The following is a 20,081-nucleotide window of genomic DNA, read 5'->3' on the forward strand; positions in this document are numbered from 1 at the left end:
CGACCGGGCCACGTAGGGTTCGATGGGTGCCCCAGATCCCACAGACGCTCCATGAACTCACGGTCGGTCAGCTCTCCGCGCGCAGCGGGGCGGCCGTGTCGGCCCTGCACTTCTACGAGGCCAAGGGCCTGATCAGCAGCCGCCGGACCAGCGGCAACCAGCGGCGCTACGCCAGGGACGCGCTGCGTCGGGTCGCCTTCGTCCGCGCCGCCCAGCGCGTCGGCATCCCGCTGGCCACCATCCGCGAGGCGCTGGCCGAACTGCCGGAGGAGCGCACGCCCACCCGCGAGGACTGGGCCCGTCTCTCGGCGGCCTGGCGCTCGGAGCTGGACGAGCGCATCCGGCAGCTGGGCAGGCTGCGGGACCACCTCACCGACTGCATCGGCTGCGGCTGCCTCTCGCTGGAGACCTGTGTGCTCTCCAACCCGGACGACATCTCCGGTGAGCGCATGAGCGGTTCACGGCTGATGCCGGAGCGCGGGAGGGCGGCGCGCCCGGCCCGGGAGGGGTGAGCGCGGGCCGGGCGGTGCTCAGCCGACCCGGGCCAGCCGGTCCGCCGGAATCCGGCGGGCCCTGGCCAGGGCCTCCGGCGTGAGCACCGGCTGCGGGACGACGATCCCGCAGTCCGCGCAGACCGGGCCGGACCACGGCTCGCCGTCCAGGTCCCGGCGCCACACGACGCGGTGCCCCGCGCACACCGGGCAGCCGCTGCCCGGACCCGCCTCCAGGGCCGAGATCAGCCGGACCAGCACCTCCGCGAGCGGCGCCGTCGGGTGGACGGCCGGATCGTCGCAGCGGGCGACCCCGTTCCCGCCCCAGGTGCGCAGGTGCCAGTCGTCGAACGCGGCGGGCCGGCGCAGGCCGTCGTGCTTCTCGCGCCTTCGCCGCGCGGCGAACCCCGCCTCGTAGCTCAGCCAGACGGCCCGCGCGGTCTCCAGCTCCTCCAGGGCGCGCACCAGGCGCGCCGGGTCGGGGGCCCGGTCCTCGGGGCCGATTCCGTGCCTCCGGCACAGATGGTCCCAGGTCGCCCGGTGACCGTAGGGGGCGAAGCGCTCCAGGCATTTGCGCAGCGAATACCGCCGCAGTGCCAGGTCGCTCCGCGGGTCGCGGACCTGTCTCGCCAGACTCCGGAAACCGGCCATGGCGTCGCCACCTCCGTCGCTCGTGATCCGTCGCCCGTTCTTCGGCGTCACTGAATGGACGAACGGGAGCCCGGATCGGCTCCCGATCCCGTCCGCCGAATGAGATGACGGGTCGTCATCCGGCCGGATGTGGTGATTCGGAAAAGGTGACCGATGTTCACCTTACCGACCGGTCATACCGTCGGTAACCTCCGGCGCACCCGCCTCTCCGAGGAGCACGCATGCCCCCACGCCTCCGCATGTCCCTACACACCGGCAGGACCCGGGCCGTCACCGTCGCGGCCGTCCTCGCCCTCGGCTCGTCCCTGCTGGCCTCCGCACCCGGTGCGGGCGCCGCCGAGGCGGACCCCGCACCCGTCGACTACTGCCAGGGGCAGTGCGACGACATCCTGCCGCCCGGCGAGAACGGCAACGCCACCCTCGTCGAGATCCTCGGCAACAAGACGGTCGGGACCCACCCGGCCCACAGCGACGACCAGCTCGACCGGTACAACGCCCTGGTCGACGGGCACACCGCCCTGACCGACCAGAAGCTCACCGACTTCTTCAACGACGCCTCCTTCGGCGTCCCGCAGGACCGGGTCGAGTCCGTGACCTCGCCCCGCGACGACGTCACCATCACCCGGGACAAGGCCACCGGCGTCCCGCACATCAAGGGGACCACCCGCTACGGCACCGAGTTCGGCGCCGGATACGCCGCCGGGCAGGACCGGCTCTGGCTGATGGACCTCTTCCGCCACATCGGGCGCGGCGAGCTGACCTCGTTCGCCGGCGGGGCGCTGGCCAACCAGGGCCTGGAGCAGCAGTTCTGGCCGCAGGCCCCGTACACCGAGGCGGACCTGGAGGCGCAGGTCGAGTACATCAGGACCCATGAGGGCGCCCGGGGCGAGCAGGCCATGGCGGACGCCCAGGCCTATGTGGACGGCATCAACGCCTACCGCAAGAAGTCCAAGGACGGCCGCTACTTCCCCGGTGAGTACGTCCTCACCGGCAAGATCGACGCCATCACCAACATCGGCGAGATCCAGCCCTTCAAGCTGACCGACCTGATATCCATCGCCTCGGTCGTCGGCGGCCAGTTCGGCGGCGGGGGCGGGGGAGAGGTACAGGCCGCGCTGTCGCTGCTGTCCGCGCAGCAGAAGTACGGCGTCGCCGAGGGCACGAAGGTCTGGGAGTCCTTCCGCCAGCGCAACGACCCGGAGGCCGTGCTCACCGTCCACGACGGCACCGCCTTCCCGTACGCGGGCAAGCCCGACAAGGCCGTCGGCACCGCGCTCCCGGACGCCGGGTCCGTCACCGCCGAGCCCCTGATATACGACCGGACCGGCTCGGCCGGCACGGGGGTGAAGGCCCCCGTCAAGGCCCCGGCCGCGCTCAGGAAGGTCCAGGGCGTCTACGACGACGGCGTCATCCCGGAGGGCTCGCTGCCCGGCTCCGGCTCCGGCGCCCAGAAGCGCGGCATGTCCAACGCCCTGCTGGTCTCCGGCGCGCACACCGCGAGCGGGAATCCGATCGCCGTGTTCGGCCCGCAGACCGGCTACTTCGCCCCTCAGCTGATGATGCTCCAGGAGATCCAGGGCCCCGGCATCAGCGCGCGCGGCGTCTCCTTCGCCGGTGTCGGCATGTACATCCAGATGGGACGCGGCCAGGACTACGCCTGGAGCGCCACCTCGGCCGGCCAGGACATCACCGACACCTACGCCGTCGAGCTGTGCGAACCCGACGGCTCGGCGCCCGGCAGGGACTCCGCGCACTACCTCTACCGGGGCGCCTGCACCGCGATGGAGAAGATGGAGAAGACCAACTCCTGGAAGCCCACCGTCGCCGACTCCACCGCCAAGGGCTCCTACCGGATGCAGGTGTGGCGCACGAACTACGGCGTCGTCACCCACCGCGCCACGGTGGCAGGCAAGCCCGTCGCATACACCTCGCTGCGCTCCACCTACCGGCACGAGGCCGACTCGATCATCGGCTTCCAGATGCTCAACGATCCGTCGTACGTCACCGACGCCGCCTCCTTCCAGCGGGCGGCGAGCAACATCGACTACGCGTTCAACTGGTTCTACGCCGACTCCCGCACCGCCGCCTACTACAACAGCGGCATGAACCCGGTGCGCGCCTCCGGCGTCGACCCCGCACTGCCGGTCCGCGCCGAGAAGGCGTACGAATGGCAGGGCTACGACCCGGCCGCCAACACCGCCGCGTACACCGCCTTCGCCGCGCACCCGCACTCCAGCGGGCAGGACTACTACATCTCCTGGAACAACAAGCAGGCCGAGGGATACGCCGCCGCCGGTTTCGGTCTCAGCGCGGTGCACCGGGGCGACCTGCTCGACGACCGGGTCGCGAAGCTGGTCGAGGAGGGCGGGGTGACCCGTGCCTCGCTGACCCGGGCCATGGCGGACGCGGCGCTCACCGATCTGCGCGGGGAGCAGCTGCTGCCCGAGCTGCTGAAGGTGATCCGCTCCCAGCCGGTCGCCGACCCGGCGCTGAACGCGGTGGTCCAGCAGCTGGACTCCTGGCGGGCCTCGGGCGCCCAGCGCAAGGAGAGCAGCCCCGGCTCGCACACGTACACCCACGCCGACGCCGTGCGGATCATGGACGCCTGGTGGCCGAGGCTGATCGAGGCGGAGTTCCGTCCCGGTCTCGGTGACGACCTGTACGGGGCGCTCACCGCGAACCTCGCCACCGACGAGTCCCCGGCCGCCAGCCACGGGCCGAGCGGGGCGCACAGCGGCTCCGCGTTCCAGTACGGGTGGTGGGGCTTCGCCGACAAGGACCTGCGCCAGGTGCTCGGGCAGTCGGTCAGGGGCCCGCTGGCCAGGCCGTACTGCGGAGGCGGCGACCTGAGCGCCTGCCGCACCGCGCTGCTGGACTCGCTCCGGGCGGCGGCGGCCGTCCCGGCGGCCGAGGTCTACCCGGCCGACGCGAACTGCAAGGCCGGGGAGCAGTGGTGCACCGACTCGATCGTCCACCGCGCGCTCGGCGGCATCTCCCAGAAGGCGATCCACTGGCAGAACCGGCCGACGTACCAGCAGGTCGTGGAGTTCCCGGCGCACCGCCCGTGACGCCGGGAGGGCGGGCCCGCGCCCGCTCGTGACGCCATGAGGGCGGGCCCGCGCGCGGCGGGCCCGCCCTCCTCGTCTCACCGGTACTGGAGGTACCGCTTCCGCACCGCCCGGAACGCCGCCAGGTCCGACGCCCACGCGCCCACGACCTCGTCCGTGTCCGCACCCGCGTCGATCATCGTGCGGACCCGGGTGTTGCCCGTCAGCTTGTCGATCCAGTTGTCCGACCGCCAGGCGAACCCGCTCCACGACCGCTTCGCCGTCACCAGCAGCGCGATGCCGGTGCGCACCGGGTCGAAGACCTCGCGGTCCAGCACGTGCAGCTGCACCCCGCCGACGGTCCTGCCCTGGAACTTGGAGAACGTCGGCGCGAAGTACGCCTCGCGGAAGGCCACCCCGGGCAGCTCCAGCGCGTTCGCCGCGTCCGCCCAGGCGTGATCGATGCCCTCCGCGCCCAGCAGCTCGAAGGGCCGGGTGGTGCCGCGCCCCTCGGAGAGGTTCGTCCCCTCGAACAGGCACGTGCCCGAGTAGACGAGCGCGGTGTCGGGCGTCGGCATGTTGGGGCTCGGCGGCACCCAGGGCAGGCCCGTCGCGTCGAAGAAGTCCCCGCGCGACCAGCCCGACATCGTCACGATGTCCAGCTCGGCCGGACGGTCCTTCAGGAACTCGCCGTTGAACAGGAGCGCGAGTTCGGTGACGGTCATGCCGTGCGCCTGCGAGATCTCCCGGCGGCCCACGAAGGTGCCGAACGCCGGGTCGAGCACGGGCCCGAGCGCCGCCCGCCCGGAGACCGGGTTCGGCCGGTCCAGCACGACGAACCGCTTCCCCGCGAGGGCCGCCGCCTCCATGCAGTCGTAGAGCGTCCAGATGTACGTGTAGAAGCGGGCGCCCGCGTCCTGGATGTCGAAGACGATCGTGTCCACGCCCGAGGCCGTGAAGACGTCGGCCAGCGCCTGCCCGCTCTTGAGGTACGTGTCGTAGACCGGGAGCCCGGTCGCCGGGTCGTCGTAGCGCCCCTCGGAGCCGCCCGCCTGGGCGGTGCCCCGGAAGCCGTGCTCCGGACCGAAGACGGCCGTCAGGTCCACCCGGTCGTCGGGGTGCATCACATCGACGATGTGGCGTACGTCCGAGGTGATCCCGGTCGGGTTGGTGACGACCCCGACCCGCTGCCCCTTCAGCATCGCGTAGCCGTCCGCCGCCAGCCGGTCGAACCCGGTCCTGACCCGGCCGTGCCCCTTGCCCTTGCCGTTCGGGGGGCCGGCGGCCGCGGGGCCCGCCGATGCGGCCGTCGCCGCGAGCGCTCCCACCGCACCGCCGGCGGCCAGCAATCCACGTCGGGACAGGGTCATGCGGCTACCTCCATGATCGCGATCTCTGTCATGGTCACGCACGCTAGCGCGCGGGACGGCCGGGGGGAACGCGCCGGACGGGACGTCCGCGATCTCGCCCCGGGTGCTCCGGACCCTTCCCCGACGACATACCGACCGGTTAGTCTGCCGGTGCAGTCGGCTGAGAGAGGCGGGACCGATGAGTCAGGTGCAGGGCGCGGGCGTCGTGGTCACGGGGGCCGGAGGCGGCATCGGCGCCGCCCTGGCCCGCAGATTCGCCGCCGAGGGCGCACGGGTCGTGGTCAACGACCTCGACGAGGCCCGGATCGCGCCGCTCGCCGAGGAGATCGGCGGCGTCGCGGTCGCCGGGGACGCCTCGGAGATCGTCGGCGCCGCCCGGGACGCCCTGGACGGCACCGTGGACGTCTACTGTGCCAACGCCGGACTCGCCTCGCCCGGCGACGCCTTCGCCGCCGAGGAGGTGTGGGCCGCCGCCTGGGACGTCAACGTGATGGCGCACGTCCGCGCGGCCCGCGCCCTGCTCCCGGACTGGCTGGAGCGCGGCAGCGGCCGTTTCGTCTCCACCGCGTCCGCCGCCGGACTGCTCACCATGATCGGCGCGGCGCCCTACAGCGTCACCAAGCACGGTGCGGTGGCCTTCGCCGAATGGCTCTCCCTCACCTACCGCCACCGGGGCGTCAAGGTCCACGCGATCTGCCCGCAGGGCGTGCGCACGGACATGCTCACCGGGGCCGGATCGGCCGGGAAGCTCGTCCTCGCCCCCGGCGCCATCGAGCCCGAGGACGTCGCCGACGCCCTCTTCGACGCCATGGCCGAGGACCGCTTCCTCGTCCTGCCCCACCCCGAGGTCGCCGGCTACTACGGGACCCGAGCCACCGAGACCGACCGCTGGCTCGGCGGGATGAACCGCCTCCAGCGCACCTGGGAGGAGACCGGCGCATGAGCGAGTCGATCTACGCGGCGAAGCCCTGGCTCCCGCTGCTCAGCGAGGCCCAGCGGGCCCCCGTCCACCCCGCCGCGACCCTGGTGCACGCCTTCCGCGATTCCGTGGGCCGCACCCCGGACCACCCGGCGCTCGCCTATTTCGACGGACGCCTGACCTACCGCGAGACGGACGAGCTGTCCGACTCCGTCGCCGGGCACCTCGCCGCCCGGGGCCTGGAGCGCGGCGACCGGGTCGCGATCATGCTCCAGAACTCCCCGCAGTTCGTCCTCGCCCTCCTCGGCGCCTGGAAGGCGGGGGCGACCGTCGTCCCGCTCAACCCCATGTACAAGTCCGCCGAGGTCGGCCACGTCCTGGACGACGCCGGGGTCACCGCGCTGATCTGCTCCGACCGCTCCTGGGAGGCGTATCTGCGGGAGACCGCCGCGGCCGCCCCGTCCGTCCGGATCACGGTCACCGCCTGCGAACTCGACCTCCAGACCACGAACGACGAGCGCGTCCTCGGCTTCCCGAGGCTCCCCGCCCCCGACGACGCCGACGATCTGGTGACCGTCGCCCGGCAGGGACTCGCCGCCCCGGACGGCCGTGAACCCTCCGCCTTGGACGTGGCGCTGATCAGCTACACCTCGGGAACCAGCGGCACCCCCAAGGGCGCCATGAACTCCCACGGCAACATCATGGTCAACGCCGAGCGCCAGCGCACCGGCCACCCGGTCCCCGAGGGCGCCGCCTACTTCGCCCTCGCCCCGCTCTTCCACATCACCGGCATGGTCTGCCAGCTCGCCGCCTGCCTCACCAACGCGGGCACCCTGGTCCTCGCCTACCGCTTCCACCCCGGCGTCGTCCTCGACGCCTTCGCCGAGCACCGCCCCGCGTACACCGTCGGCCCCTCCACCGCCTTCATGGCCCTGGCCGCGACCCCCGGCGTCACCCCGGAGCACTTCTCCTCGTTCCGGGTGATCTCCTCCGGCGGCGCGCCGCTGCCGCCCGCGCTCGTGGAGAAGTTCCGCGAGGGCTTCGGCCCGTACATCCGCAATGGCTACGGACTCACCGAGTGCACCGCCCCCTGCGCCTCCGTGCCGCCCGAGCGCGAGGCCCCCGTCGACCCGGTCTCCGGCACGCTCTCGGTCGGGGTGCCCGGCCCGGACACCGTGGTGCGGATCATCGACGAGAACGGCGCGGACGTGCCCTTCGGCGAACAGGGCGAGATCGCGGTGCGCGGCCCGCAGGTCGTCTCCGGCTACTGGCGCCTGCCCGAGGCCACCGCCGCCGCCTTCCCCGAAGGGGAGCTGCGCACCGGCGACATCGGCTTCATGGACCGCGAGGGCTGGCTCTACGTCGTGGACCGCAAGAAGGACATGATCAACGCCTCCGGGTTCAAGGTCTGGCCGCGCGAGGTGGAGGACGTCCTCTACACGCACCCGGCCGTGCGCGAGGCCGCCGTCGTCGGCGTCCCCGACCCGTACCGGGGCGAGACCGTCCGCGCCTACGTCAGCCTGCGGCCCGGCGCCACCGCGGCCCCGGACGAACTCGGCGCGTACTGCAAGGAACGGCTCGCCGCGTACAAGTACCCGCGCGAAGTCGAGATCCTGGAGGAACTTCCCAAGACCGCGAGTGGGAAGATCCTCAGGCGGGAACTGCGTTCACCCCGTTAGCACGCACGCGCACACGCGCGACGCACGAAGGAAGCACGAAGGAAGGTGGCGGCTATGGCCAAGGCGACGGACGGGGGCGGCACCCCCGTCCCCCAGCGGCTGCTGGCCGCCGCCACCCGGCTCTTCGCCGAGCAGGGGTACGACCGCACCTCGGTCCAGGAGATCGTCGAGGCGGCCGGCGTCACCAAGGGGGCGCTGTACCACTACTTCGGCTCCAAGGAGGACCTGCTCCAGGAGGTGTACGCACGCGTGCTGCGCCTCCAGCAGGAGCGGCTCGACGCCTTCGCCGAGGCCGACGCGCCCGTCGAGCAGCGGCTGCGCGACGCCGCGGCCGACGTGGTCGTCACCACCATCGAGAACCTCGACGACGCCTCGATCTTCTTCCGCTCCATGCACCATCTGAGCCCGGAGAAGAACAAGCAGGTCCGGGTGGAGCGGCGGCGCTACCACGAGCGGTTCCGGGCGCTGGTGGAGGAGGGGCAGCGCAGCGGGGTGTTCTCCACGGCCACCCCGGCCGACCTGATCGTGGACTACCACTTCGGCTCGGTCCACCACCTCTCCACCTGGTACCGCCCGGACGGCCCGCTCACCCAGCAGCAGGTCGCCGACCACCTCGCGGACCTGCTGCTGCGCGCTCTGCGCCCCTAGTCGGGCAGCCCTTCAGCGGTCCGTGCCGGTCAGCCGGGTCAGCAGGGCCTCGGCCGCCGGGTTGCGGGGCCGGGGCGAGCGGCCCACCAGGAGGACCGTGCGGCCCGGTTCCGGCTGGCGGATGCGCACGCACGGCAGACCCGCGTCCTCACCGATCCGGCGCGGCACGATCGCCACCCCGATGCCCGCCCGCACCAGGTCCACCAGCAGCCGGATCTGGGTGACGTCGCAGGTGATCCGGCGCTCCAGTCCGCAGTGGGCGGCCAGCCGCCGCACGGCCGTCTCCAGACCCGTCCCCGCGCGGAAGTCCACGAACGGCTCGTCCGCCAGATCCCTGATCAGGGTCCGGCCCGCGTGGGCCAGCCGGTGGCCCGGGGCCGTGATCAGGACCAGGTCCTCCCGCCAGGTCGCGAACGCCTCGATCCCGTCCGGCAGCCCGGCGTTGTCCGGGGCCAGGAAGGCGAGATCCAGCTCACCGGCCCGCACCCCCGCCACCAGCTCCGGTGTCGTCGCCTCGCGCAGCGAGATCTGCACCCCGGGCCACTGCCGGTGGTACGCGGCGAGTTCGGCGGCCAGGTCCACGCAGGTCAGCGTCTGGATCGTGCCGATCCGCACCCGCCCGGTGGCCAGCCCCGACACCGCCGCGACCGCGTCCCGCGCCGCCTCCGTCCCGGCCAGCACCGTCCGGGCCGAGGGAAGCAGCGCCCGGCCCGCCTCGGTCAGCACCACCCGGCGCCCGGTGCGCTCGAACAGCTCGGCGCCCAGCTCCCGTTCCAGATTGCGTACGGAGGTGCTGAGCGCCGACTGCACGATCAGTTCCGCACGCGCGGCCGCCGTGAAACCGCCGTGCGTGACCACCGCCATGAAATGGCGGAGCTGGCGAATCTCCATCCATCTACGGTAGCGATCGCAGCCAGCGATTCCATCTGTTGGACCGAATGCGCGGACGGGGTGACGCTGGATCCATGGCATATCTCCGCACGACGACGCGCGTGCCGGCCCTCTGGGCCGTCGCCTACAGTCCCCACCGCCCGAGACCGGTCCGGCTCCTCGCCCGGTGCCTCCTGCGCGTCCGCACCTTCGCCCACGACCTGGCCCTGGCCGACCACGCGGGATCCGGCGGGTACTGAGTCTCCCAGGGGCCGCTGAGGGACCGGGCCGTACGGGGCCGGGACCGGCGTCCGAAACGCGCTGGTCGGCCCGGACGCCGCCCGGCTAGCATCCGACGATGCGCACGCCGGCCGACGAACCCCCGCTCGCCCCGGACCGACCCGTCGGCGGCGACCCCGGACCGTGGCACCGCTTTCTGATCCGGCTCGACGCACACCTCCGCGCCCACCCCCCGGCCGACGACGCCGAGGCCGACCGCCTCGCCGCGCTTCTCCCGGACGGGCCGACGGGCATACCGGAGGCGGATCTGCTCCTGGCCGGGCTCTACCTCCGCCTCGGCCACCACCGGGGCGACCGCCCCCGCCCCGCCTGGCGCACGGCGGGCCCGCTCCCCGCCCGTGTGCGGATCGCGTGGCTCCGCGCCGATCTGCTCCACGACCCCGCGACCCTCGCGGACGAACCCCCGGGCGAGCCCCTCTACCAGGCCGTCCACGGCATCGACCCGACCACCGCCCACCACCCCGCCCGCCTCGTCCACGCCCTCGCGGAGAGCGGCGACCCCGTCCTTCGTACCGAGACGCTCCGCCTGGTCCGGCAGGGGCTGTACGCCGGGCTGCTCGCCCCGTCCCAGGCACGGCGGGCGCTGCTCGCGCTCCTGGCGAACAGCGGCGGCCCGGCCCTCGCGGGTGCCCTCGGCGCGCCGGAACCGGTCCTGGGCACGGCGGAGGGCACGTCCGTCGTCGCGGGCGCGCTCGACACCCTGGCGGAGCCGTGGGCCGCGACGGCCCCGCTGCGGGCCGGTGTCCTCGAACCGTTCCTGTTGCCCGGGGCGCGGGAGGCCCCGGGCACCGCACACCCGCCCCGCGAACACACCGACCCCGCCGTCGCCGGGGCCGCCCTGCGGGCCGCCGCGCGCCACGGACACCGGGACCTGCTGTTCCGGGTGCTCGCGGACCCGGACGGTCCACCGGTGCTGCGCCGGCGGGCGGGGGAGGCGCTGGGGGAGGTCGCGGGGCGGGGCGACATCGCGGAGCTGCTGGACCTCGCCGCCGATGACCCGCTGCTGCTCGGCGGGCCCGCGGTGACCTGTCTGCGGGGACTGCACCGGCGCGGGCACTTCCCGGACGGCGCGGCGGTTCCCGCCGTCGTCGGGCTCGCGCTGGCCGATCACACGATCCCGCCGCACGCGGTGGCGACGGTGCTGCACACCGTCCGCCACGAGGCGCTGCGGGTGCTCATGGACGCCCCGGCCGGGGACCCGGGGTGGCCGCGCCGCCTCGCGCTCCTCGTGGCGCTGGCCGGTCAGGGGTCCGCCGATCTGCCGGCCGGCAAGGCCGTGGTCGGGCTGCTGCCCGGGGCCCCCGACCCGGTGCCGTTCCTGGAAGCGATCCGCGCCCTGCGGCCCCCGGACGCCGAACGGGCGGTCCTCGCCGTGCTGCCCCGGGCACCCGCCGCCGCGCTGGACGCCCTGGAGGCGATCGGCGGCGACCGGACCGTACGCGCCCTGCACGAAGCGCTGGGCACCGCGACCGGCGAGACGGCCCCGCATCTGCGGCCCTTCGTCCCCCGCGCGGTCGACCTGCTGCGGGCGCTCGACGAGGATCCGGAGCGGCGGCGCGCCCTGCTGGACCGGCTCGACCCGCACGCGCTGCCGCCGCGCGTCGCGGCCGGACTCGGCGCACCGGACCCTCGGGAGACGGCCCTGCTCACCGCGCATCTGGCGGCGGAGGAACCGCAGACGGCGCTGCGCCGGCTGGCCGCCCACGGCGACGCGGGGACCCTGCCCGCGCTCGCCGGACTGCTGCTGCGGATCGTCGAGGAGACGGCCACCGGGTGGAGCCCGGACGCACCGCCGCGCGCCGCCGAGCACGGCCGGCCGGCCGGGGAGCCCGCCGTACCGCAGGACGTCCTCGACGCGCTCGCCGGGCTGGGCCGCCGGCTGTACGCGCGCGGCGCGATCCGGCCCGTCTGCCTGCTCGACGCCCCCGACGCCGTACAGGCGGGTCACGCCCTCGTCGCGAGCACCGCGCTGGACCTGCTGGACCGGCCCGGACTCTCCGACGACGCGCGGGTGGTCCTCCTCGAACTGCTGCTCAGGGCCCCCTGGCCGGGCACCCGCGCCCGGGTCCACCCCCTGCTGCGCCACCGCGACCGGCACGTCCGCAAGCACGTCGTCGCCCTGCTCGGCCAGGACGCCACGGGCCGGGACGCGCAGGCGCTCTCCGCGACCCTCGTCGCGCTGACCCGGGCCCCCGACGTCCAGACCGTCCGGCAGGCCCTGCTCGCACTGGGCCACGCCCGCGCCCACTGGGCCTCCGCCGCCGTCGCCGCCTGTCTCGGCCACCCGAACATGAACATCAGGAAGACCGCAGCGGAGGTGCTGGGCCGCGTCCACGAGGACGCCCCGGACCGCACGGCCGCTCCGGCCGCCCTGCCGGCGCTGCTCGACCGGCTGGGCCGCGACACCAACCCCGGACTGCGTGCCGCGCTCGTCGCCGCCCTGCGCGCCGTCCTCCGCGGCGCCTACGCGGCCACCCTGCTCGCCGCCGCCGAGCACAGCACCGACACGGCCCTCCGGCTGCGCGTCCTGGAGGGCCTGGACGGCGTCCTCACCGCCCGCGCGGTCCTCGCCCTCGACGCCCAGCACTCCCCGGTGGCCCTCCCCCTCCTCACCCTGGTCGCCTCGCGCACGGTCACGCTCCTCGACGGCACGCCGGACGACCTGGCTCCGGCCCTGACCCGTCACGCGATCCCCCTCCCGCCCGCCCCCGAGCCGCCCGACGCCGTGGACGCGGCCATCGACGCCCTGCTGACCGCCGGCTGGGACCCCGTCGCCGCGCTCCGCCTCGCCGAACGCGCCGGTCCGCTCACCCCGGCCCGGGCCGCGCGCCTGCGGCCCACGCTCGTGGACTGGCTCGCCCTCCTCGCCGAACGGCACCCTCAGGAGGGCCGTGTCCCGCCCGGCCCGCGACGCCCTGCCGGCACGCGCGCCCCGAGCACACACCGGACGCCGCGGGCCACGCCCTCCGAGCGCGCGGCGGCACCGTCCGGACCCGGCCCGGACCCGGTCCTGCGCCTCGTCCTGGCCCTGTGCACGGACGGATTTCCGTTCGACACGGGGGAGGGGAGCGGGGAACCGGCCGGTCCGTGGGACGGCGGCCGGTCCGCCGGACGGGCGGCGCTCGTCCGGGCCGTGCCCCTGCTGCTCGACGCCCTCGCCGACGCCCGTGACGCCGACCGGCACGCGCTGATCGGCGTCCTCGAAGCGACCGCCCCGCTGCTGCCCGCCACCGAGCGGCCGTCCGCCGTCGCCGCCGTCCGCGCGCTCGCCCCCGTCCCCGCGCTGCCCGGCCGGTCCACACTGAACCTGCTGCGCCGCCTCGGCGCGGTCCTGGTCCGGGACGACCTGGACCGGGCGCTCACGGAGGCCGGGCTGGGCGCCGACCCCTGGCGGGCCGAGGCCGCGGTGCTGGCGGAGGCGTTCGGCGTCACGGCGGCCGGGCCTGGGGACGTACCTCCGCTCCCACCGCACCCCGGGCCCGCCCGGCCTTCCGACCGGGCCCCCGGCACCACCGCCGAGGAGCCCTCTTCACGTCGGCGCCTCGCCGCACTGATCGCCGCCCATCGGGACGCCGCCCCCGGCGAACGGGCCGCGCTCATCGACGGGATGCTCCGGCTCCAGCCGCTCGACGCCCCGGACTGGACGCTGGCCGAACGGGCCCGCGCGCGCCGGCCGGACGTGCGGCGGGCACGGGACGGCGATCTGGACCAGCCGCGTTCGGCGGCCCAGCGGCAAAGGCTGCTCGCGCTGCTGGCCTCGGGGGAGCCCGACCGCCGGCGGGCCGCCGCCGACGCGCTGGTGCGGTGGCCCGAGCCGCAGGCGCGGCGGGCGGTGCTCCGGGCGCACCTGCGCGGCGCGGTGGACCTGCCCGCTGATGCCGGACTCGCGGACGCGCTCGCCGGTCTGGACGAGGCGGAGCTGAGGGGCGCGGGAATCCGGCGCGACCGGGTCGCCGCCCTCGCGGCCTGCCTCGCACCCCAGCAGCGGGAACGGCTGCTCCCGCTGCTCCTGGAGTGGTGGCGGGACGCGCCGCCCGCCGAGGCGCGGGCCCTCGGCGACGCCCTGCGCGCCCACCCCGCCGACGCCCTGGCCGAAGCCCTGCGGGCCCGGCTCGACGCCGGGGCCTGGGGCTTCCTCGACCTGCTCGACGGCCGGCCGCTTCTGCGTACCCCGGCCCTGCTCCGCGTCCGCGACCGGCTGCGGGCCGAGGGCCACGGCGAACGCGCCGACCGGCTGCGGCTGGTGACGGGGCTCCTGCGGGGCCCGGACACCGAACGGCCGGACGCTGCGGAGGCGGACGCCCACCCCCACCCTCACGCCCTCGCCCGGCCCGCCCCCGCGCCGGGCGGATACCGCGAACAGGCCGCCCACGGGGCCGGCGGGACGGTCACCGGTCCCGTGCCGCGCGGAGAGGGCGTACCGGCCGCCCACGCCACCGACCGGACCGCCACCGCCCCCGTGCCGCGTGGACACCGTCCGACGCGCCACGAGCTGCTGGATCTCGCCGAGACCGGAACCCCGGACCAGATCTGCCGGGCGCTCACCGATCTGGCCGGAGCCCACACCGGTCCCGGGCCCGATCCGGACCCGCGTCTCGCCGCCCTCCTGGACGGCCTGCTGACCCACCCCCGGCCCCGGGTCCGGCTGCGGGCGCACCGGACCTCGCGCACGATGCTCGGCCGGGACGCGTATCTGCGCCACACCGGGCTCCTGCTGGACGACCCCCGGCCCGACGTGGTCCGCATGGCCGTCCGCACGCTCTGCCGGGCCGGCTGGGAACCGGCGATCCCCGCCGTGACCGCACTCCTCGGCCATCCCCACCCCGGCGTCCGCGAGACCGCGGCCGACTCCCTGACCGGACTCGGCGCCCGGGCCGTCCCGGCCCTCCGCCACGCCGCCGCCCACGCCCGCCCGGACCGCCGCTCCCGCTACACGGACGTCCTGGCCCGCATCGGGACGGGGTGACCGACACCGTGCGGCCGGCGCACCCGGGCGCCCGCCGGCCGCACGGCGCGGCCTGGCTCATTGGCCGCATGGACCGGCCGGACCCACCGGCCGCAGGCCCTGCCAGACCCGCCGGCCGCACGGACCGGCCTGGCTCACCGGCCCGCCGGTCGACGCCCCGCCTACAGATACCGCTTGATCTCCCGCCGGGCCAGCGACCGCTGGTGCACCTCGTCCGGGCCGTCGGCCAGGCGCAGGGTGCGGGCCGAGGCCCACAGTTCGGCCAGGGGGAAGTCCTGGCTGACGCCGCCCGCACCGTGCAGCTGCACGGCCTGGTCGAGGATGGCGACGACCGCGCGCGGGGTGGCGATCTTGATGGCCTGGATCTCGGTGTGGGCGCCCCGGTTGCCGACGGTGTCCATCAGCCAGGCGGTCTTCAGGACCAGCAGCCGCAGCTGCTCGACCGTCACCCGGGCGTCCGCGATCCAGTTCTGCACCACGCCCTGCTGGGCGAGCGGCTTGCCGAAGGCCGTACGGTCCACGGCCCGCCGGCACATCAGCTCGATGGCGCGTTCGGCCATGCCGATGAGCCGCATGCAGTGGTGGATGCGGCCCGGACCGAGCCGGGCCTGGGCGATGGCGAAGCCGCCGCCCTCCTCGCCGATCAGGTTCGCCGCCGGCACCCGCACGTCGTCGAAGACGACCTCCGCGTGGCCGCCGTGCCAGTGGTCCTCGTAGCCGTACACCTGCATGGCCCGCTTCACCGTCAGGCCCGGGGTGTCGCGGGGGACGAGGATCTGCGACTGCTGACGGCGGATGTCCGCGCCGTCCGGGTCGGTCTTGCCCATGACGATGAAGATCGCGCAGTCGGGGTTCATCGCACCGGAGATGTACCACTTGCGGCCGTTGATGACGTAGTCGTCGCCGTCGCGGGTGATCCGGGTCTCGATGTTGGTCGCGTCCGAGGAGGCGACCTCCGGCTCCGTCATCGCGAACGCGGAGCGGATCTCCCCGTTCAGCAGCGGCTCCAGCCACCGCTTCTTCTGCTCGTCCGTGCCGAACTCGGCCAGCACCTCCATGTTCCCGGTGTCCGGGGCCCCGCAGTTCGTCACGGTCGGCGCCAGCCGGGGCGAGCGGCCCAGGATCTCCGCCAGCGGGGCGTACTGGAGGTTGGTCAGACCCGCGCCGTGCTCGGTGCCGGGCAGGAAGAGGTTCCACAGGCCCTGCCGACGGGCCTCCGCCTTGAGGTCCTCCACCACCTGCGGGGTGTCCCACGGGGAGGAGAGAGCGGCGCGCTGCTCGTCAGCGGTGCGCTCGGCCGGGTAGACGTGCTCGTCCATGAAGGCGAGCAGCCGGCCGCGCAGCTCCTCGGTACGGGCGTCGAATGCGAAGTCCATGGGGTGGGTCAGCCTTCCTGGAGGGTGGTGAGGCCGTGCTCGATGAAGACGGGGACGAGGTCGCCGATGCGGTCGAAACCGCCGCCGACCGTCTGGCCGAGGGTGTAGCGGTAGTGGATGCCCTCCAGGATCACGGCGAGCTTGAACCAGGCGAACGCCGTGTACCAGGAGATGCCGGAGGTGTCCCGGCCGGAGCGGGCGGCGTAGCGCTCGATCAGCTCGGCCGGCGCGGGGTGGCCGGCCGCTCCGCTGGTGGTGGACACGGGCGACTCGGCCAGACCGAGGTCGGAGCTGTACATCACCAGCAGGCCGAGGTCGGTGAGCGGGTCGCCGAGGGTCGACATCTCCCAGTCGAGCACCGCCCGGATCGTGTCGTCCGCGCCGATCAGCACGTTGTCCAGGCGGTAGTCGCCGTGGACGACCGTGGGGGCGGGGGAGGCGGGCAGCCGCTTGCCGAGCGCGGCGTGCAGCTCGTCGATGTGCGGCAGTTCGCGGTTGCGGGAGGCGTCCAGCTGCTTGCCCCAGCGGCGCAGCTGCCGGTCGAGGAAGCCCTCGGGCCGCCCGAAGTCGCCCAGACCGACCGCCCCGGGGTCCACGGCGTGCAGATCGACCAGGGTGTCGACGAGGCCCAGGACCGCGGTGCGGGTGCGCTCGGGGCCGAGCGGGGCGAGCTGCTCGGCGGTGCGGTACGGGGTGCCCTCCACGTACTCCATGACGTAGAAGGGCGCCCCGAGCACGCCGTCGTCCTCGCAGAGCAGCACCGGGGCGGGCACCGGGACCGCCGTCGGGTGCAGGGCGCTGATCACCCGGTGTTCGCGCTTCATGTCGTGGGCGGTGGCCAGCACATGGCCCAGCGGCGGGCGGCGTACGACCCAGCGGCCGGAACCCGCCGGGTCCGTGACGACGTACGTCAGATTGGAGCGGCCCCCCTCGATGACGCGGGCGTCGAGCGGTCCGTTCACCAGGCCGGGCAGCTCGCGGTCGAGATGTCCGCGCAACCGGTCGAGGTCGAGACCTGGCGGGTGGACTGGGCTCATCGTGCGTACCTCCGGGCGTGAGTGGAACGTCGGAGTTCATGATGCCGACCAGTCGGTATGTCGTCCAGTACGCACCGGGGACCGAACGCCCCGCGTGCGGTCCGCATCCCGGTCGGGCTCTGGTATTCAGTCGTATCCCTGAATATGGTTCACGTATGAATACCGCATGGCTGATCGACGACGTCCGGCTGACCCCGATCCTGATCGCCGACCCCCCGCTGCTGAACACCCAGGGGGTCCACCAGCCGTACACCCCGCGGCTCGTCGTGGAGATCGTCACCCGGGGCGGGGTGACGGGAGTCGGGGAGACCTACGGCGACGGCACGTACCTCGAACTGGCCGAACCGCTGGCCAGGGCCCTGGTGGGACGCCCGGTCAGCGATGTGAACGGGCTGTTCGCCCTGGCCGAGGCGGTGTGCGGTGATTCACGCGCCACCGAGGAGGGCGTCGACGCGGGCGGACTGCGCGGGGTGCGCACCGCGGACAAGCTGCGGCTCTCGGTCCTCTCCGGGTTCGAGGTCGCCTGCCTGGACGCGCTGGGCAAGACCCTCGGCCTGCCGGTGCACGCGCTGCTCGGCGGCAAGGTGCGCGACAGCGTCGAGTACAGCGCGTACCTCTTCTACCGCTGGGCCGAGCACCCGGAGGGCGGCGAACGGGACGACTGGGGCGCCGCCCTCGACCCCGCCGGGGTCGTCGCCCAGGCCCGCCGCTTCGCCCGCGACCACGGCTTCTCCTCCTTCAAGCTCAAGGGCGGTGTCTTCCCGCCCGACGAGGAGATCGCCGCCGTCCGCGCGCTCGCCGACGCCTTCCCCGGACAGCCGCTGCGCCTGGACCCCAACGGCGCCTGGTCGGTGGAGACCTCGCTGTACGTCGCCGACCGGCTGAAGGACGTCCTGGAGTATCTGGAGGACCCGGCGAGCGGCACGGCGGCCATGGCCGAGGTCGCCGCCGGCACCGATGTCCCGCTCGCCACCAACATGTGCGTGACCACGCTCGCCGAACTCCCCGAGGCCCTCGCCCGGGACGCCGTCCAGGTCGTCCTCTCCGACCACCACTACTGGGGCGGCCTCCACCGCACCCGCGAACTGGCCGCGATCTGCCGCACCTTCGGCGTCGGACTGTCCATGCACTCCAACACCCACCTGGGCATCAGCCTGGCCGCCATGACCCAGGTCGCGGCCACCGTGCCGAACCTCGACTACGCCTGCGACAGCCACTACCCCTGGCAGACCGAGGACGTCCTCACCACCCGCCATGTCTTCACCGACGGCCGGCTCACCGTCTCCGACGCCCCCGGCCTCGGCGTGGAACTCGACCGGGAGCGCCTGGCCGCGCTGCACCGCCGCTGGCTCGACGACGACGGCACGATGCGCGAGCGCGACGACGCCGCCGCGATGCGCAAGGGCGTACCGGACTGGGAGACGCCCGCCGTCCCGCGCTGGTGACGGTGCCCGCGCGACCGCGTCGTCAGAAGAGCATCGCCACGGCGAACACCGCCAGGGCGACCGTGCACGCGGCGGCCGACAGCGCGGCCCGCGCCCCCAGCGCCGGCGGGTGCGGGCGCCCCATGCTCTGCACCCGCCGGTGGGCCACCCGCAGAAAGCCCAGCCACGCCAGCGCGCTCATCGACAGCGCGATCACCGTGGCCGGCCCGCCCCCGCCCTGGAGCGCCTGCTTGCCGGCCAGCACCGAGGCGACCGTGCAGGACAGCGTCGTACGCCGCCAGGCCAGCCGGGTCCGCTCCGGCTGGAGCCCCGGATCGCGCTCCGCCGTGCTCACCGCCCCTCCCAGCCGAAGAGGACCACCACCACCATCGCCACCGCGACCACCGCCACCGCGATGCCCAGCAGCGTCGGGAACCGGGAGACCGGCAGATCCTCCCCGCGCCGCATCGCCCGCTCGCACCGCACCCAGTGGTTGACCGCGCGCAGCGCGCACAGCACCCCGGACGCCAGCATCGCGAGTGCCAGCCCCGCCCGGATCGCCCAGGCCAGCTCCGGCAGGAACTGGTCGACCGCGAAACCGCCGCCGATCAGCGCGAGCGCGGTCCGGATCCAGGCGAGGAACGTCCGCTCATTGGCGAGCGAGAAGCGGTAGTCGGGGGTCTCGCCCTCGTCGCGGATGCGCTGCGGCGCGAACCACAGTCGCAGACCTTGCACAAATTCGTTCACGTACGGACCTTATCGGGCGCTTTGTCGCACACTCCGGGCCGGATCGACGCCGGTCGGGCCGGCCCGGTCACGGAGTCTCCCGGAAGGCGCGCAGCCGCCGGTACGCCTCCAGCCCGTCGGGCACCCACGTCCACTCCCCGCCGGCGGCCCGCGCCTCCAGCTCCGCGTCGGTGAGGAAGGTGTGCCAGGCGACCTCTTCCACCTGCGGCCGGACGGGCAGGGCGCACCGCACCTGGTAGACGGACGACCACCAGACGTGGCCGCCGCCCCGGTAGAGAAACGTGAACAGCGGCTCGGGACGGGGCAGTCCGGACACGCCCAGCTCCTCCTCCGCCTCGCGCAGCGCCGCCTCGTCGTAGGGCTCGCCGGCCCCCACGACCCCGCCCACGAACATGTCGTAGTGCGAGGGGAACACGGCCTTCGTCGCCGTTCTGCGGTGCACGAAGATCCGGCCGTCGGCGTCCCGGGCCTCGATGAAGACACAGCGGTGGGGGGGGGCCCCCCCGGGGGCCGCCCCCCCCCCGCGGAGTGAGAAAAGGCCGCGGCGCCCCCCCCC

The 20,081-nt window shown here is 74.5% G+C and carries 16 protein-coding genes; 8 read left to right on the forward strand and 8 right to left on the reverse strand.

Annotation, left to right across the window (positions count from 1 at the left end):
• Nucleotides 1–26: 26 nt before the first annotated feature.
• Complete coding sequence (soxR, locus tag ACWCXC_RS29620; protein WP_450683473.1) at nt 27–512, forward strand: redox-sensitive transcriptional activator SoxR; 486 nt, start codon at nt 27–29, stop codon at nt 510–512.
• A gap of 18 nt (nt 513–530) precedes the next feature.
• Here soxR and ACWCXC_RS29625 read toward each other — a convergent pair whose 3' ends face one another.
• Entirely contained in the window at nt 531–1,142 is a 612-nt protein-coding gene (locus tag ACWCXC_RS29625) for a hypothetical protein (RefSeq protein WP_450683472.1), read from the reverse strand.
• Nucleotides 1,143–1,363: 221 nt separating this feature from the next.
• On the opposite strand from ACWCXC_RS29625, the gene ACWCXC_RS29630 reads away from it, so the two are divergent.
• On the forward strand, nt 1,364–4,210 hold the full coding sequence (locus ACWCXC_RS29630; RefSeq protein ID WP_450891037.1) for a penicillin acylase family protein: 2,847 nt from the start codon (nt 1,364–1,366) through the stop codon (nt 4,208–4,210).
• A gap of 77 nt (nt 4,211–4,287) precedes the next feature.
• Here ACWCXC_RS29630 and ACWCXC_RS29635 read toward each other — a convergent pair whose 3' ends face one another.
• A complete protein-coding gene (locus ACWCXC_RS29635) occupies nt 4,288–5,559 on the reverse strand; it encodes an exo-beta-N-acetylmuramidase NamZ family protein (protein ID WP_450891038.1) in 1,272 nt (423 codons plus the stop codon).
• Between the two features lie 178 nt (nt 5,560–5,737).
• Between ACWCXC_RS29635 and ACWCXC_RS29640 the strand changes: the two genes are divergently transcribed.
• The 3 genes from ACWCXC_RS29640 to ACWCXC_RS29650 are packed head-to-tail and all read left to right on the forward strand — an operon-like array spanning nt 5,738 to nt 8,805.
• The gene (locus tag ACWCXC_RS29640; protein WP_450683469.1) at nt 5,738–6,502 is read left to right on the forward strand and encodes an SDR family oxidoreductase; all 765 of its coding nucleotides are present in this window, start codon (nt 5,738–5,740) and stop codon (nt 6,500–6,502) included.
• Nucleotides 6,499–8,157: a class I adenylate-forming enzyme family protein gene (locus tag ACWCXC_RS29645; RefSeq protein WP_450891039.1), complete on the forward strand. Its 1,659-nt coding sequence runs from the start codon at nt 6,499–6,501 to the stop codon at nt 8,155–8,157. Before ACWCXC_RS29640 ends, ACWCXC_RS29645 begins: the two co-directional genes overlap by 4 nt.
• Nucleotides 8,158–8,211: 54 nt before the next feature.
• Nucleotides 8,212–8,805, forward strand: coding sequence for a TetR/AcrR family transcriptional regulator (locus tag ACWCXC_RS29650; RefSeq protein WP_383650026.1), 594 nt, complete (start codon nt 8,212–8,214; stop codon nt 8,803–8,805).
• A 12-nt stretch (nt 8,806–8,817) separates the two neighbouring features.
• Here the strand turns inward: ACWCXC_RS29650 and ACWCXC_RS29655 are convergent, their stop codons facing one another.
• The gene (locus ACWCXC_RS29655) at nt 8,818–9,696 is read right to left on the reverse strand and encodes a LysR family transcriptional regulator (RefSeq protein WP_450891040.1); all 879 of its coding nucleotides are present in this window, start codon (nt 9,694–9,696) and stop codon (nt 8,818–8,820) included.
• Nucleotides 9,697–9,770: 74 nt separating this feature from the next.
• Here ACWCXC_RS29655 and ACWCXC_RS29660 point away from each other — a divergent pair, with 74 nt between their 5' ends.
• The gene (locus tag ACWCXC_RS29660) at nt 9,771–9,935 is read left to right on the forward strand and encodes a hypothetical protein (RefSeq protein WP_450891041.1); all 165 of its coding nucleotides are present in this window, start codon (nt 9,771–9,773) and stop codon (nt 9,933–9,935) included.
• Nucleotides 9,936–10,033: 98 nt separating this feature from the next.
• The gene (locus ACWCXC_RS29665; protein ID WP_450891042.1) at nt 10,034–14,941 is read left to right on the forward strand and encodes a HEAT repeat domain-containing protein; all 4,908 of its coding nucleotides are present in this window, start codon (nt 10,034–10,036) and stop codon (nt 14,939–14,941) included.
• A 161-nt stretch (nt 14,942–15,102) separates the two neighbouring features.
• On the opposite strand, the gene ACWCXC_RS29670 is transcribed toward ACWCXC_RS29665, so the two are convergent.
• Both ACWCXC_RS29670 and ACWCXC_RS29675 read right to left on the reverse strand, forming a co-directional pair.
• Entirely contained in the window at nt 15,103–16,317 is a 1,215-nt protein-coding gene (locus ACWCXC_RS29670) for an acyl-CoA dehydrogenase family protein (protein ID WP_450683464.1), read from the reverse strand.
• A gap of 8 nt (nt 16,318–16,325) precedes the next feature.
• Complete coding sequence (locus ACWCXC_RS29675; RefSeq protein ID WP_450683463.1) at nt 16,326–17,354, reverse strand: phosphotransferase family protein; 1,029 nt, start codon at nt 17,352–17,354, stop codon at nt 16,326–16,328.
• Between the two features lie 155 nt (nt 17,355–17,509).
• Between ACWCXC_RS29675 and ACWCXC_RS29680 the strand changes: the two genes are divergently transcribed.
• Nucleotides 17,510–18,799: a glucarate dehydratase family protein gene (locus ACWCXC_RS29680; RefSeq protein ID WP_450891043.1), complete on the forward strand. Its 1,290-nt coding sequence runs from the start codon at nt 17,510–17,512 to the stop codon at nt 18,797–18,799.
• A 22-nt stretch (nt 18,800–18,821) separates the two neighbouring features.
• Here the strand turns inward: ACWCXC_RS29680 and ACWCXC_RS29685 are convergent, their stop codons facing one another.
• From ACWCXC_RS29685 to ACWCXC_RS29695, 3 genes are all read right to left on the reverse strand, one after another.
• Nucleotides 18,822–19,133 carry a DUF202 domain-containing protein gene (locus tag ACWCXC_RS29685; RefSeq protein ID WP_450891044.1) on the reverse strand — a complete coding sequence of 104 codons (312 nt, stop codon included), beginning with the start codon at nt 19,131–19,133 and terminating at the stop codon, nt 18,822–18,824.
• The gene (locus ACWCXC_RS29690) at nt 19,130–19,525 is read right to left on the reverse strand and encodes a YidH family protein (RefSeq protein ID WP_450683460.1); all 396 of its coding nucleotides are present in this window, start codon (nt 19,523–19,525) and stop codon (nt 19,130–19,132) included. Before ACWCXC_RS29690 ends, ACWCXC_RS29685 begins: the two co-directional genes overlap by 4 nt.
• Nucleotides 19,526–19,592: 67 nt before the next feature.
• A partial coding sequence (locus ACWCXC_RS29695; RefSeq protein ID WP_450891045.1) for an NUDIX domain-containing protein occupies nt 19,593–20,081 on the reverse strand: 489 nt, incomplete at its 5' end.

The sequence above is a fragment of the Streptomyces sp. NPDC001515 genome, assembly GCF_053597115.1.

Excerpts from the sequence above, each read along its gene's own strand:
- ACWCXC_RS29650 (WP_383650026.1), top strand. The coding sequence starts at position 8,212 with ATGGCCAAGGCGACGGACGGGGGCGGCACCCCCGTCCCCCAGCGGCTG.
- ACWCXC_RS29630 (WP_450891037.1), top strand. The coding sequence starts at position 1,364 with ATGCCCCCACGCCTCCGCATGTCCCTACACACCGGCAGGACCCGGGCC.
- ACWCXC_RS29645 (WP_450891039.1), top strand. The coding sequence starts at position 6,499 with ATGAGCGAGTCGATCTACGCGGCGAAGCCCTGGCTCCCGCTGCTCAGC.
- ACWCXC_RS29655 (WP_450891040.1), bottom strand. The coding sequence starts at position 9,696 with ATGGAGATTCGCCAGCTCCGCCATTTCATGGCGGTGGTCACGCACGGC.
- ACWCXC_RS29625 (WP_450683472.1), bottom strand. The coding sequence starts at position 1,142 with ATGGCCGGTTTCCGGAGTCTGGCGAGACAGGTCCGCGACCCGCGGAGC.
- ACWCXC_RS29635 (WP_450891038.1), bottom strand. The coding sequence starts at position 5,559 with ATGACCCTGTCCCGACGTGGATTGCTGGCCGCCGGCGGTGCGGTGGGA.
- ACWCXC_RS29660 (WP_450891041.1), top strand. The coding sequence starts at position 9,771 with ATGGCATATCTCCGCACGACGACGCGCGTGCCGGCCCTCTGGGCCGTC.
- ACWCXC_RS29675 (WP_450683463.1), bottom strand. The coding sequence starts at position 17,354 with ATGAGCCCAGTCCACCCGCCAGGTCTCGACCTCGACCGGTTGCGCGGA.
- ACWCXC_RS29680 (WP_450891043.1), top strand. The coding sequence starts at position 17,510 with ATGAATACCGCATGGCTGATCGACGACGTCCGGCTGACCCCGATCCTG.
- ACWCXC_RS29670 (WP_450683464.1), bottom strand. The coding sequence starts at position 16,317 with ATGGACTTCGCATTCGACGCCCGTACCGAGGAGCTGCGCGGCCGGCTG.
- ACWCXC_RS29665 (WP_450891042.1), top strand. The coding sequence starts at position 10,034 with ATGCGCACGCCGGCCGACGAACCCCCGCTCGCCCCGGACCGACCCGTC.
- ACWCXC_RS29640 (WP_450683469.1), top strand. The coding sequence starts at position 5,738 with ATGAGTCAGGTGCAGGGCGCGGGCGTCGTGGTCACGGGGGCCGGAGGC.